The 12872-nt window shown below is 64.0% G+C and carries 12 protein-coding genes; 9 read left to right on the forward strand and 3 right to left on the reverse strand.

From position 1 onward, the window contains the following. The first annotated feature begins 3 nt into the window (after window positions 1-3). Window positions 4-924 carry an ABC transporter permease gene (locus F4Y38_14715; protein MXY50535.1) on the forward strand — a complete coding sequence of 307 codons (921 nt, stop codon included), beginning with the start codon at window positions 4-6 and terminating at the stop codon, window positions 922-924. 84 nt (window positions 925-1008) lie between these two features. Here F4Y38_14715 and F4Y38_14720 read toward each other — a convergent pair whose 3' ends face one another. Next, the gene (locus F4Y38_14720; protein ID MXY50536.1) at window positions 1009-1689 is read right to left on the reverse strand and encodes a DsbA family protein; all 681 of its coding nucleotides are present in this window, start codon (window positions 1687-1689) and stop codon (window positions 1009-1011) included. 85 nt (window positions 1690-1774) lie between these two features. On the opposite strand from F4Y38_14720, the gene F4Y38_14725 reads away from it, so the two are divergent. Together F4Y38_14725 and F4Y38_14730 are read left to right on the forward strand one after the other, a co-directional pair. Continuing rightward, window positions 1775-2845, forward strand: a complete 1071-nt coding sequence (locus F4Y38_14725; GenBank protein MXY50537.1) for a DUF2961 domain-containing protein — start codon at window positions 1775-1777, stop codon at window positions 2843-2845. Between the two features lie 56 nt (window positions 2846-2901). Beyond that, entirely contained in the window at window positions 2902-4155 is a 1254-nt protein-coding gene (locus tag F4Y38_14730; protein MXY50538.1) for an MFS transporter, read from the forward strand. Between the two features lie 100 nt (window positions 4156-4255). On the opposite strand, the gene F4Y38_14735 is transcribed toward F4Y38_14730, so the two are convergent. Further along, the gene (locus tag F4Y38_14735) at window positions 4256-5422 is read right to left on the reverse strand and encodes an alpha-hydroxy-acid oxidizing protein (protein ID MXY50539.1); all 1167 of its coding nucleotides are present in this window, start codon (window positions 5420-5422) and stop codon (window positions 4256-4258) included. A 143-nt stretch (window positions 5423-5565) separates the two neighbouring features. Between F4Y38_14735 and F4Y38_14740 the strand changes: the two genes are divergently transcribed. The 6 genes from F4Y38_14740 to F4Y38_14765 all read left to right on the forward strand — a co-directional run bounded on the left by F4Y38_14740 (window position 5566) and on the right by F4Y38_14765 (window position 12049). Beyond that, complete coding sequence (locus F4Y38_14740) at window positions 5566-7650, forward strand: M3 family metallopeptidase (GenBank protein MXY50540.1); 2085 nt, start codon at window positions 5566-5568, stop codon at window positions 7648-7650. Further along, the gene (locus F4Y38_14745) at window positions 7574-8719 is read left to right on the forward strand and encodes a Gfo/Idh/MocA family oxidoreductase (GenBank protein MXY50541.1); all 1146 of its coding nucleotides are present in this window, start codon (window positions 7574-7576) and stop codon (window positions 8717-8719) included. The genes F4Y38_14740 and F4Y38_14745 overlap by 77 nt, the downstream gene beginning before the upstream one ends. Window positions 8720-8781: 62 nt before the next feature. Then, entirely contained in the window at window positions 8782-9549 is a 768-nt protein-coding gene (locus F4Y38_14750; GenBank protein MXY50542.1) for a methyltransferase domain-containing protein, read from the forward strand. 3 nt (window positions 9550-9552) lie between these two features. Continuing rightward, on the forward strand, window positions 9553-10302 hold the full coding sequence (mqnB, locus tag F4Y38_14755) for a futalosine hydrolase (GenBank protein MXY50543.1): 750 nt from the start codon (window positions 9553-9555) through the stop codon (window positions 10300-10302). Between the two features lie 76 nt (window positions 10303-10378). Beyond that, window positions 10379-11206, forward strand: coding sequence for a 1,4-dihydroxy-6-naphthoate synthase (locus F4Y38_14760; protein ID MXY50544.1), 828 nt, complete (start codon window positions 10379-10381; stop codon window positions 11204-11206). Window positions 11207-11236: 30 nt separating this feature from the next. Beyond that, entirely contained in the window at window positions 11237-12049 is an 813-nt protein-coding gene (locus tag F4Y38_14765) for a M55 family metallopeptidase (protein ID MXY50545.1), read from the forward strand. A gap of 2 nt (window positions 12050-12051) precedes the next feature. On the opposite strand, the gene F4Y38_14770 is transcribed toward F4Y38_14765, so the two are convergent. Next, window positions 12052-12870, reverse strand: coding sequence for a sugar phosphate isomerase/epimerase (locus F4Y38_14770; protein ID MXY50546.1), 819 nt, complete (start codon window positions 12868-12870; stop codon window positions 12052-12054). Between the last annotated feature and the right edge of the window lie 2 nt (window positions 12871-12872).

The raw sequence follows: 12872 nt of genomic DNA on the forward strand, positions 1-12872 counted from the left end.
GCCATGTTGAGCAGGATCCTGCGCCGCCTGGGATGGGCGGCCGTGATACTGTGGGGGACCACGGTGATAACGTTTCTGATCGTGCACGCGGTTCCGGCCGATCCGGTGCGGGTATACGCGGGGGCGAACGCCGATGCGGAGACGATCGAGCGGATCCGCGCGGAAATGGGCTTCGATGATCCGCTCATCGTGCAGTACGGCCGCTACATCGGCAATCTGCTGCGGGGCGACCTCGGAACGTCCCTGGTGACGGGAGAGCGGGTGCTCGACGCCCTCCTGGCTCGGTTCCCCGTGACGCTTTCCCTCGCCCTGACCGCGGTATGCCTGTGGATGCTGATGAGCGTGCCGCTGGGCGTCCTCACGGCGAAGTACCGCGGCCGAGCCATCGACCGGACCGTGCTCATCGTATCCCTGGTCGCCATTTCCCTGCCCGTCTTCTGGCTGGCCCGCATGCTGCAGTACTACCTGTCCTACCGGACCGGCCTGTTTCCGGTGGGCGGATGGGCTGGCTGGACCCACATCATCCTGCCGGCGGCCACCCTCGCCCTGGTGATCACGGGTTATTACGCCCGGCTGGTGCACACGAACATGGTGGAGGTGCTGAACGCCGACTACGTGCGCGTAGCCCGCGCCAAGGGGATCCCCGAGTACGTCGTCCTGTTCAAGCACGGGTTGCGGAACGCCGTCATCCCCGTCATCACCGTGCTGGGCCTCGACATGGCCGCGCTCATGGGCGGCGTGGTGTTTACCGAGAACGTATTCGCCCTGCCCGGCCTGGGTGTCCTGGCCCTGCAGTCGGTCTTCAATCTGGACGTGCCCATGATCATGGGCGTCGTGCTCTTCTCGGCCGCGATGGTGGTCTGCGCCAATATCGTGGTGGATTTCGTCTATATGTGGATCGATCCAAGGGTCGAGGGGATGTAGCGTTCGGCGACCGTCCGACGGCCCGGCGGCGGCAGGCGGTGCCCCGCGTCGCGGGCCTTCACCGGAACGCCGCCCGAGACGTATTCAGGACAGCAGCGACGAAGTCAACAAGTCCACCACCAGGTCTTCTTCTTCGTACCCGTAGGCCAGCCAGAACTGGTTGTCGTCGTGTTCCAGGATCATCGTGGGGAACTTGTCGGCATGAAGGGACCGGCGAAGCGCGAAGTCCTCTTGGAGCAGTTCGTCGGTGCGGGCCGAGACGAGGTCATCGGAAAAGCGCTGCGTGTCCAGGTTCAATTCTCCGGCAAGCTGCACGAGGGTTTCCGCGTCCGACGGATTCCGCGCTTCGAGGTAGTAGGCCCGCTGGATGGCGTGAAACATCGCCCCGATGCCGTCCGGCCGCTGCATCCCGGCGGCGATGACCGCCCGGCAGGCCGGGTAGGTCGATCTCCTGGGCTCGCAGTCCTTCCAGAAATCCCAGTTGAACTCCGCGCCCGTCCTTTCGGCGACCATCCGCCACTGGGACTGCACGTAGGTCCGGGTGTCCTCCGGCATGGGATCTGCCGAATCCCGGGCCAGGCCGCCCATGACGTAGCGGATGGGGATTTCTTCCGGGAGCACACCGGAAACCGCCTCCAGCACCGGACTGAATCCCCAGCACCAGGAACACATGGGATCGGCGATGTAGTAGAGTACGTCGCGTTGCAAATAACACCGTCGCTTTCGTCGGTTATGGACGCCTAAAAAGACCTGTGCGCGTGCCATCGCGGAACGTATTATAGTGAAGCCGAGATCACCTTATCAAGAAAAGTTATAACGAGGAGATGCGCATATGTTCAACGGACTGGGCATGGATATGGGAAACCTGTCTCGCCTGTCGCGCGCCAAGACGCGGTCCATCTCGCCGGAAAACACGGACGGCGGAAAGGGCCGGGGCGGCATGGCCACGGAGGGCACGGGCGCCCACAACGCACGGCACCTGGGGCAGGGCTGGAAGATCTCCCCTTCCTTCGACATCGAAGCGGGAGAAACGCTGACGATGGCCGATATCGAAGGGTCCGGGGCCATACAGCATATCTGGCTGACGCCTACCGGCCACTGGCGCTTCGCCATCCTGCGCATTTACTGGGATGACGAGGAATATCCCTCCGTGGAGTGTCCCATGGGCGATTTCTTCGCCTGCGGGTGGAGTGAATACGCCCACGTGTCCTCGCTGGCCGTGTGCGTGAACCCGGCCAGCGCGTTCAACTGCTACTGGGAGATGCCCTTTCGCAAGCGTTGCCGCATCACGCTGGAGAACATCGCCGACGAGAAGATGCGCGTATACTACCAGATCGACTACACGCTGACCGAGGTTCCCGAGGACATCGGCTATTTCCACGCGAGCTTCCGGCGGACGAACCCCGTTCCCTACAAAGAGGTATTCACCATACTGGACGGCGTACAGGGGCACGGCCATTACGTCGGCACCTACATGGCGTGGGGGTCCAACAGCAACGGATGGTGGGGCGAGGGGGAGATCAAGTTCTACATCGACGGCGACGACAATTTTCCAACGATCTGCGGGACGGGGGTCGAAGACTACTTCTGCGGTTCGTACAACTTCGACATCGACGGCCGGTACGTGGAGTACACCACCCCATACGCGGGCATGCCCCAGGTCATCCGCCCCGACGGCATGTACAAGTCCCAGCAGCGGTTCGGCATGTACCGGTGGCACGTGTCGGATCCGGTGCGGTTCGAGGAGGACCTTAAGGTAACCATCCAGGCGTTGGGCTGGCGGCAACTGCTTGGCTTCACCCAGGGCGGTCCGTACCAGGCGCTCCAGGACGATGTCGCTTCGGTGGCCTTCTGGTACCAGACCCTGCCGAGCGTGCCCTTCCCCGCGCTGCCGGACCGGGATCAGCTGGAAGTCATCTGATCGGGAGAGGAGACACCGGCGGCAGAACGGCATGAGTAACGGGCCGCGGGAGCATAATGGAACCGGAACAGCTTCAGTCGGTCCGCAGCCGGATCACCCACACCCTCTTCGTCACCCAGGCCCTCTTCGGCGCTACCCAGGTCGCGGCCTTCACGGTGGTGCCCATCCTGGCGGCGCAGTTGTCCGACAGCGAGCGCATGACGGGCGTGCCCATGACCATCGCCTTCCTCGCGCGCTCGATCAGCGCCTTCCCCTTCGGCTGGATCATGGACCGCCTGGGCCGCCGGGCCGGGCTTGCGGCCGGATACCTGTCGTCCCTGATCGCCGCCGCGGCCAGTTTCCTCAGCGTGGCCGTCCATTCCTTCGCGGGCTTCTGCGTCGCGTCTTTTTTAGCGGGCATGGCGCGCAGTTCCAGTGAACAGGCGCGGTTCATCGGCGCGGAGATATACCCCGAAGCCGAACGGGCACGCATCATCGGCCGAATCGTGTCCGCAGGCACCATCAGCGCCATCGGCGGCGCCATGATGGTGGCGCCCGCGGGGATCTGGATCGCGCAGTACGGCTATCCGCCCATGTCGGGCCCCTTCGTCGTCGGCGTGGGCCTGAGCCTGGCGGCGGTCCTGCTTACCATTTTTCTGGTCCGCCCCGACCCGCTCGACCTCGCCCGCCGCATCAAACCTTCCGCCGAATCGGAAATCGACGCGTCGACCACGCGTCCCGTACGGGAGATCCTCCGCAACGTGCACGTCCGGTACGGGATCGCGGCCATGGTGATCGGCCAGTTCGTCATGACGCTGCTCATGGTGATCACGCCCCTGCACATGAGCCACCACGATCATGGCACCTGGCTGATCTCGTGGGTCATCATGGCCCACGCCATCGGCATGTTCGGCGTTTCCGGTATCACCGGGCGGCTCATCATACGGTGGGGTCAGCACGCCATCGTGAAGTGGGGCGTGCTCATCCTCGTCGTATCCTGCGTGATCACTCCGGTTTCGCCCCGGTTCATACCCCTGACGATCGCCCTCTTCCTCCTCGGCCTGGGGTGGAACTTCTGTTTTATCGCCGGCTCTTCCCTGCTTTCAAACGCGCTCGCGCCCCTGGAGCGGGGCCGCGTGCAGGGCGTCAACGAGATGTTCATCGCGCTGTCGGCGAGTTCGGCCAGCCTGGTGACGGGATTCCTCTTCGAATCGGGCGGCATGCTGCTGCTGGCGGTGATCGGAACGATATGCTCCGTCGGCCTGGGGTTTTGTAGCCTGGCTTATTCAAGGAAAACGGGGCGGGGGACGCTGGCGGAGGCGGCGGGGTGAGTGCGGCAAGGCGGCGGCGGCCGCCTGAGCGCGGTGAGGCGGCGGCCGGCGGGGTGCGGTGAATTGAGCAGGAAGCGGACGGCTGAACGCGGCTGGCTTGCTACGCGGTTTCGGGGCGGACCGGTGTGGGGATCTCGTCCACCGAGGCACATCCCAGGTTGACCATGTTGACTTCGAGGTCGGCCTTCAGGATTTCGAAGGCGTGATCGCCGCCCGTCTTGCCGAAGGCGCCTACGCCGTACATGAAAGCCCTGCCCAGCAGCACGAAATCAGCGCCCAGAGCGAGCGCCCGGATGATGTCCAGACCGGTGCGCACCCCGCTGTCGAAGATGATGCGGGCCCGTCCGTTGACCTGGCGGACGACGGGCGGCAGCGCGTCGATGGCGGCGAGCGTGCCGTCAAACTGCCGTGCGCCGTGGTTCGAGACCTGAATGCCGTCCACGCCGGCCTCGATCGCCCGTTCCGCGTCATCGGGATGCAAAATGCCCTTCACGACCACCGGTCCGTCCCAGAGATCGCGAACCTCACGGATGTAGTCCCAGTCGAGGGTGCCGCCCAGCTCCTGACCGACGTAACTGGCCACCTCGCCCATCTGCTTCGAATCGGCGTACTTCTCGATGGCCCTGAGCCGGGGCAGCCCGGCGACCAGGGTCTGGATCGTCCAGGTGGGATGGATCAGTGCTTCGTACACGAATCCGGCGGTGATCCGCGGCGGCGTCTCCAGGCCCGCGCGGCTGGTCCGTTCCCTGCGGCTGCCCATGGGCACGTCCGCCGTCACTGCGAGCGTATGGAAGCCGGCATCCATCGCGCGCTTCAACAGATCGTCGCGGATTTCCCGTCGCCGGGGCGGATAGAGCTGGAACCAGCCCATGTCGCCCACGATGGGTCCGACCGTCTCCGGCGCCTGCGTGGCCACCGTGCTCAGGCAGAAGGGGAAACGGTATTTCGCGGCCGAGGCGGCCAGGATGAACTCCGCCCGGGGCCACATGAGCCCGGTGAGCCCCACCGGCGCCATGCCGAAGGGCACGCTGTAGGTCCGCCCGAACAGGGTCGTGGTCAAATCCGGTTTCAGATCGCCCTTCATGAAAACCGGTGCGAGCGTGACCTCCGCCATGCGCTCCAGGTTCCTCGCAACGGCCCGTTCGTCGCCCGTTCCGCAGTCGAGGTACTCCCAGGCGATGTGCGGCAGCCGCTTGCGCGTCAGCCTCCGCAGGTCGCTCACCGCGGGGTACCGTTGCAGCCGCCGTTTGAATCGCTTTTCCGTCATACTTTTCGTTCCGGTCCGGCAGGAAATGATCGGTTGATTTAGACCGTGGTATTTCGTAATTTGCTACGGTTCCCGCACCTCGAATTACTGCGCCAATCGTACCCCAAGATAAACGCACGCAACAAAAAGGCAAGGCCATCAGAATGGAAAACAACCCACTGCTGAACTGGGACGATCTTCCCCCTTTCGACCGGATTGAAACCCAACATATCGAGCCCGGAATCCGCGCCCTGCTCGAGGGCTGCGAAGAGGCCGTGACCCGGCTCGAGGAAACCACGCCGCGCACCTGGCGCGAGTTGATGGACCCGCTCGAGCGGATCGAAGACGACCTCGGCCGTATCTGGGGCATCGTGTCCCATCTGCACGGGGTGAAGAACTCGCCCGAGTTGCGGGAAGTATACGATCCCCTGCTCGCCGAAGTGGTCAAGTTCGGAAATCGGCTCGGCCAGAGCAAGCCCCTGTACCAGGCCTATTGCGCCTTGCGAGACGGCGAGGAAGCGAAAGGATACGCGCCCGCCCAGCAGCGGATCCTGGAGTCGGCCATACGCGAGGCCGAGTTGAACGGCGTGGGTCTGGACGACGCGGATCGGGACCGCTACAACGAGATCAGCCAGCGGCTGGCGGAGCTGAGTACGAAGTTCTCCAACAACGTCCTCGACGCCACCAAGGCTTTCAAGATCAAGCTAACGGAGGCCGGAGAGACCGAAGGCCTTCCCGAGACCCTGCTCGAACTGGCGGCGGATACGGCCCGGCAGGAGGGCCACGAGGAGGCCACGGCGGCAGACGGACCCTGGGTGCTCACGTTGGACTTCCCCAGTTTCATGCCGTTCATGCAGCACAGCAAGCGCCGGGAACTGCGCGAGCGCATGTACCGCGCCTTCATTTCCAAGGCGTCGGACGGGGAGTGGGACAACAAGGACGTGGCCAGGGAGATCATCGCCCTGCGGATCGACAAGTGCCGGCTGCTGGGGTTCGACACCTTCGCGGCGTTGAGCCTTAGCCGGAAAATGGCGCCGGACGCGGTTTCGGTGCGGCGTCTGCTCGACGAATTGCGCGCGGCCGGCCGCGGCGCCGCCGAGCAAGACATGGAAGCGTTGAAGGCACTGGCCGGCGTGGATGGTGACGACAAGGAGAACGAACTCAGGCACTGGGACGTCCCGTACTGGGCAGAACGGCTTCGCGAGGCGCGTTACGACCTGAAGGACGAAGAACTGAGACCCTATTTCCCGCTGCCCCGCGTGCTTAACGGACTGTTCGAACTCACGGAGCGCCTCTTCGGCGTGCGCCTGGAGGAAGCGACCGGCGAGGCGCCGGTCTGGCACGAGGACGTCCAGTTCTTCCGGGTGTTCGACGACCGGGGCGAACCCATGGCGGCCTTCTACCTGGATCCGTACAGCCGTCCCGCGGAGAAGCAGGGCGGCGCGTGGATGGATTCGCTGGTGGGCAGAAGCGCGGTCATGGCTTCCGCGGGACGGGCCGCCCGGCTGCCCGTGGCCTACATGATCTGCAACCAGGGCAAACCCGTCGGCGGCAAGCCCTCGCTCATGACGTTCCGCGAAGTGGAAACGCTGTTCCACGAATTCGGCCACGCGCTTCAGCACATGCTGACCACCATCGATTACAGCATGGCGTCCGGCATATCCAACGTGGAATGGGACGCGGTGGAGATCGCCAGCCAGTTCATGGAAAACTGGTGTTACGACCGGGGGACGCTGAAGGGCCTGGCCCGTCACTACGAGACGGACGAACCGCTTCCCGAAGAGATCATCGACCGCCTGCTCGGCGCCAGGACCTTCCGGGAGGGCAGCAACACGCTGAGGCAGGTCAATTTCGGCCTGCTCGACATGGAACTGCACGAGCATTTCGATCCTACGGGTGCGGAGACGATCCTGGACGTGCAGCGCCGGATCGACGCCGAGACGCTGATCCTGCCGGCGCTTGAGGAAGACCGGTTCTTCTGCTCGTTCTCCCACATTTTCGCGGGAGGATACGCCGCCGGGTACTACAGCTACAAGTGGTCGGAAGTGCTCAGCGCGGACGCCTTCTCGGCCTTCGAGGAGTTGGGGCTGGAAAACGAGGAGGAGATGCGGCGGCTGGGCCGGCGGTTCCGCGATACCATCCTGGCCCTGGGGGGCAGCCGGCATCCCATGGATGTATTCCGGGATTTCCGAGGACGGGAACCGACCACGGACGCGCTGCTCCGTCAAGGCGGATTGCTCCGTGAGTGACACCGTTCGCATCGGCATGATCGGTGCCGGGCACATCGCCCAGTCTCACGCGAAGGCGTGGCAGAAAGAAGCCACGCTGACCGCGGTCGCCAGCCGCCGTATCGAAAGCGCTCGATCCCTGGCGAAACGGCATGGCATTCCCTACGTGTGCCGGGACGCGAACGAGCTTTTTGATCGCAACGACATCGACGCCGTCGGCATCGCCACGCCCCATCACCTGCACTACCCCATCGCCCTTGCCGCCCTGGCAACCGGTAAATCCGTGTTTTGCGAGAAACCCCTTGCACTCAACGGGTTACAGGCTCGGGAGATGTGGTCCGCCGCGAATGCGAGCCGCGTGAAAACGGGCATGCAGTCGGGCATCCGTCTTTTCCCGGCGCTTCGGCTCCTTTCGCGCCTGTTGCGGGAGGGACAGGCCGGCATGATCCATACTTTCGACGCCCACTGGTCCTTCGACTGGGCCAGGGATCCTCGCTTTCCGCTGACCTGGCGGTTCAAGCGGGCCGAGGCGGGGACCGGGGCCTTGGGCGACCTCGGCGTATACATGATCGATGCCGCCCGCTGGCTGGTCGGAGAGATCCGGCAGGTAAACGCGGAGATGACCACCTATGTTCCGCGGCGCCCGGTACTGACATCGGGCGGACATTTCGGCGAACTGCGCCGGCTGCATCGGGAGCAGAAACTGGATTTTCCCCGGGAGACCGGACCGGTGGAAAACGATGATGTCTGCCAGGTACTGCTGCGGTTCGAGAACGGCGCCCGCGGGTCGATCCGGGCCAGCAGGCTCCACCAGGAACATTCCATCCGGGTAGATTGCGAACGGACCTCGTACCTCTGGCAGATGACGGGAGACCGGCGCCTCATGGAACGGTCCACGGAGACGGAATACAGGCCCGTCGAGATGGCGGAACCGTCGGTTGATGAAAGTATCGTGACGACTTTTCTTAACAACATCCGGCGGAATGAGGACGAACCGCCCACGTTCCGGGACGGCCTGGCAGCCCAGCTTGTCATCGACGCGGCGGTCAGGTCCAACGAAACGGGCGGTTGGGTCGATGTCGAATGCTGAATCAGGATAGGCGGAGGGGCGATAGACGGAAAGTTGCGGATCGGGCGCGGGTACGCGCGCAAATGCCATCCGGAACGGAAGCGATCCTGGATGAACGAACGCTTTCTTCCTCGCACCGGCGGCTCGACGAACTGCTCCAACCGGGGATGCGCGTACTGGACGTCGGTTGCGGAACCGGTGCGATCACACGGGGCATTCACGAGAAAAACGATTCCGGCGTCACCGTGGGGCTCGATGTCGACGCAGGCCTGATCCGCCAGGCCGTCAACGCAAGCCCTTGCGGCCCCGGTTTTACCGCAGCCGACATTCACCATCTGCCATTCAACCGCGCGTTTGACCTGGCCAGCGCGGCGCGGGTGATTCAATGGCTTTCCTCTCCGAGACGGGCGATCGCATGCTGCATAAGCGCCATCAAGCCGGGCGGGTGGTTTCTGGCCCTGGACTACAACCACGAGAAGATCGTATGGGATCCGCGACCACCCGCGAGCATGAAGGCGTTTTACGAAGCGTTCCTGGCCTGGCGTTCCGATGCCGGCATGGACAACGCGATCGCCGACCATCTCGCGCCTGCATTGGAGCGGCTGGGACTCGTTGATATCCGGGTAACCGCGCAGCACGAACACGCCGACCGTTTTAACGGAGACGGCAGAACCCGGCTGGGTATCTGGTCGACGGTCGCCGCGACCCGTGGGTTACAACTGGTTCAGGATGGGTACATTACCGAAGCGCAGAGAGCGGCCGCAGAAGCGGACTACCACGAATGGGTGGACTCCACGGCCGTTTCCCAAACCCTCTACCTGCTGGCCGTCGAGGGCCGGGTACCGGGGTGAGCCATGAACCTGGACATTCTACTCATCACCGCGACGGAACTGGAACAGGAACCGGTCCGGGCACGGATGGAAATCTCCGGGACGGACCATCCACTGGTCCGGCCCTGGCACCTCGGCTCGTTGTACGGGAAGTCGGTGCTCCTGATCGAGGGCGGCGTCGGCCAGGTCAATACGGCCGCGACCCTGACCCTCGCGCTGACGCGTCATGACCCCGCCATGATTCTGCAATTCGGGGTGGGCGGCGCGTACGTGCGGTCCGGTCTCGAAGTGGGTGACCTGGCTGTTGCAACGGAGGAATGCTACGGCGATACCGGCGTCCTGACCCCGGAAGGCTGGATGGACCTGGAGGGGATGGGCTTTCCCATGCTTCCCGCCCGGGCGCTCAACAAGCCCCTGTACAACCGGATACCGCTCGACGTCCTCCGCGCAGAGCACATCCGCCGGTGCCTTGAATCCGGGTTGGATGACCGATCGTCGCACCAGGTCGTCTCCGGTCCCTTCATCACCGTGCAGCAGTGCAGCGGCGTGAAGGCGGTCGGCGATACGCTTGCCGCCCGTTTCGGCGGGATATGCGAGAATATGGAAGGAGCGGCGGCCGCCTACGTTGCCGAGGTCAACGAGATCCCTTTCGTGGAGATACGCGGCATCAGCAACCGGGTGGTCGACCGGGACCTGTCGAAGTGGGATCTGCCCCTGGCGATCCGGCACTGTCAGCGAGCGGTCGAACGGATCGTTAAAAGCGAGGTTTGCTGATGCGCCGCAAGGCCCTGGTGCCTCCCTTTTCAGGTAGTTTGTACGACGTTGGTCCGGCACGAAGACGGATATTACCATGACCGCCCTTTCTCTCGGCTACTCGCCCTGTCCCAACGACACCTTCATCTTCTGCGCCATGACCCAGAGGCGAATCCCCGACGCGCCGAAGTGCCGGGAGGTGCTGGAGGATATCGAGACCCTGAATACGCTGGCCCGGGAACGCAGACTGGATCTGACGAAGATCTCCTTTCACGCCTTTGGTCACCTGCGAGATCACTACGTCCTGCTCCGGTCCGGCGGGGCCCTGGGCAGGGGTTGCGGTCCGCTTGTGGTTTCGAGAGAACCGCTGCAGCCGGAACAACTGAAGGACATGAAGATCGCCCTGCCCGGCCGGCTGACCACGGCGGCGCTGCTGCTGAGGCTCTTCGATCCCGGCCTGGAACGCCTAGTCTACCTGCCCTTCGACCAGATCATGCCGGCCTGCCAGCGCGGCGACGTCGACGCCGGAGTGATCATCCATGAAAGCCGGTTCACCTTCGCCGAACACGGTCTGTCCCAGGTAATCGACCTCGGTGCGTGGTGGGAGGAGGAAACGGAGCACCCGATTCCTCTGGGCGGTATCCTTGCGCGGAGAGACCTGGGCGTCGCCATGCACGAACGGCTCGACCGGTCAATACGATCGAGCATCGAATACGCATACGCCCATCCTGAAGATGTGAAGCCCTATATCCGGCGTCATGCCCAAGAGATGGATGAACCGGTCATGCAACAACACATCGACCTCTACGTGAACCAGTATTCACTGCAGTACGGAGACGACGGAGAAGGGGCGATACGCGACCTGTTCGAACGGGCCGAAAGGGCGGGTATCGTCCCGTCGTCGAAGCGATCTCTGTTCGAATAGCGGCCAACCTAAGCACGGAGAGGAATCACCATGCGCATACTGATGATGACGGACATGGAAGGCGTAAGCGGCATCGTGGCCTGGGACCAGGTAAACGGCGGCAAGCCCATGTACGAGGAAGGCCGGCGGCTGTATACTGAGGAGATCAACGCCGCCGTCCGGGGCGCCCGGGCCGCGGGCGCGGAGGAAATCGTGGTGGTGGACTGCCACGGCGCGGGCGGCGACTGGACCTTCAATTCACTGGTGCCGGAGATGCTCGATCCGGGATGCGAGTGGGTGGCCAAGCATCCCTGGTCGCGTTACACGGAGATGTTCGAGACGGGCTGCGACGCCGCGGTGTTCGTCGGCATGCACGCCCGGGCGAATACGCCGGACGGCGTGATGTGCCATACGATCTCTACGACGGGCTGGCGCAGCCTGCGGTTCAATGACGACGAAGTGGGCGAAGTCGGCATCAACGCGGCCCTCTGCGGACACTACGGCTGTCCCGTGCTGCTGGTCACCGGCGACGAGGCCGTTTGTCGCGAGTCCCGGGAGTTGCTCGGAGAAAACCTGCCGGTCGTGGCCGTGAAACGTGGCCTGTCCAGGTACTCGGCCCGGCAGATACCCCCGGTCCGCGCGCGGCAGATGATCGAGGAAGGCACGCGGCAGGCGCTGCACGACTTACCTGACATCAAACCCTATGTTCCGGCGGCTCCCACGAAGATCACCATCGAACTGGACACCGTGGACAACGCGGCACATTACAAGGGCCGGCCGGGGGTCTCGTTTCCCGACGACCTGACCGTCGTCAGCGATGGCCGGGACTGGATGGAGGCCTGGAACCGGATCTGGCACTGGTAGGCCTACTGCTGTTCCATCAGGTTCCGGATGAAGCGCAGGTCCGACCGGGCAAGGTCGACGACCGTGTCCACGGGTTCTCCTCCGTATTCGCTGTGCATGGTGACGGGCCCGTCGAATCCCTGGGCCTTCAGCGTGGACAGCACCGTCTTCCAGTCCCCGAAGCCCGTGCCCAGGCGCACCACGTCGACCTCCCACCGCCGCTCGCCGTCAAGGACCCGCTGCACCCGCGCAAGGTCTTTGAAGGACATGACAGACAGGTATTCCCGGACGATGTTGAGGGCCATGTCGATCGGCTCTCCGCAGATGGACAGGTGTCCCACGTCCGCGAAAACGCCGACGTGGCGCGGGTCGAATCCCTGCACGACGTGCATGACGGCGGACGAGTTCAGGCCCATGGAGTGGCCCGAATGGTTGTGCACCACGGTTTTGACGCCGGTTTTCTCGGATAGGCGCTGAAATCCCTCCAGTTCCTTCCGCGCACGGTCCAGTTCCGTCCAGTAGTCCGATCCCGGCGACCAGTGCCAGTACCCCAGCTTGATGTGCCTAACCCCGTTCTCCCCGCAGGCCTGGTAGTACCTCTCCGCGTAGTCCAGCGTGGCCGAAGTGAAATCCCCCGGTGCGGTTACGAGCGGGATGGTAAGTCCTTCGGCGGAAAGCACCCGCGCGGCTTCCGGCAGGGCCCGGTCGATATTCCCGGGATTTACCGGATATCCGTCGCGCACGCACAGGTCGGCGCCGGAAACGCCCACGCTGTTCAGCTTCTCCGCGATTTCCGCCAGCGTGAGACCCTCGAGGTGCTTGGTGAACATGATGAACTGCATGC

The sequence above is a fragment of the Gemmatimonadota bacterium genome, from assembly GCA_009838645.1.
Lineage (GTDB): Bacteria > JAAXHH01 > JAAXHH01 > JAAXHH01 > JAAXHH01 > JAAXHH01.

Bases quoted from the DNA above. Each gene is read 5' to 3' on its own strand.
- F4Y38_14745 (MXY50541.1), top strand. From the start codon at position 7,574: ATGTATTCCGGGATTTCCGAGGACGGGAACCGACCACGGACGCGCTGC.
- F4Y38_14750 (MXY50542.1), top strand. From the start codon at position 8,782: ATGCCATCCGGAACGGAAGCGATCCTGGATGAACGAACGCTTTCTTCC.
- F4Y38_14715 (MXY50535.1), top strand. From the start codon at position 4: ATGTTGAGCAGGATCCTGCGCCGCCTGGGATGGGCGGCCGTGATACTG.
- F4Y38_14770 (MXY50546.1), bottom strand. From the start codon at position 12,870: ATGCAGTTCATCATGTTCACCAAGCACCTCGAGGGTCTCACGCTGGCG.
- F4Y38_14735 (MXY50539.1), bottom strand. From the start codon at position 5,422: ATGACGGAAAAGCGATTCAAACGGCGGCTGCAACGGTACCCCGCGGTG.
- F4Y38_14765 (MXY50545.1), top strand. From the start codon at position 11,237: ATGCGCATACTGATGATGACGGACATGGAAGGCGTAAGCGGCATCGTG.
- F4Y38_14730 (MXY50538.1), top strand. From the start codon at position 2,902: ATGGAACCGGAACAGCTTCAGTCGGTCCGCAGCCGGATCACCCACACC.
- F4Y38_14725 (MXY50537.1), top strand. From the start codon at position 1,775: ATGGATATGGGAAACCTGTCTCGCCTGTCGCGCGCCAAGACGCGGTCC.
- mqnB (MXY50543.1), top strand. From the start codon at position 9,553: ATGAACCTGGACATTCTACTCATCACCGCGACGGAACTGGAACAGGAA.
- F4Y38_14760 (MXY50544.1), top strand. From the start codon at position 10,379: ATGACCGCCCTTTCTCTCGGCTACTCGCCCTGTCCCAACGACACCTTC.
- F4Y38_14740 (MXY50540.1), top strand. From the start codon at position 5,566: ATGGAAAACAACCCACTGCTGAACTGGGACGATCTTCCCCCTTTCGAC.
- F4Y38_14720 (MXY50536.1), bottom strand. From the start codon at position 1,689: ATGGCACGCGCACAGGTCTTTTTAGGCGTCCATAACCGACGAAAGCGA.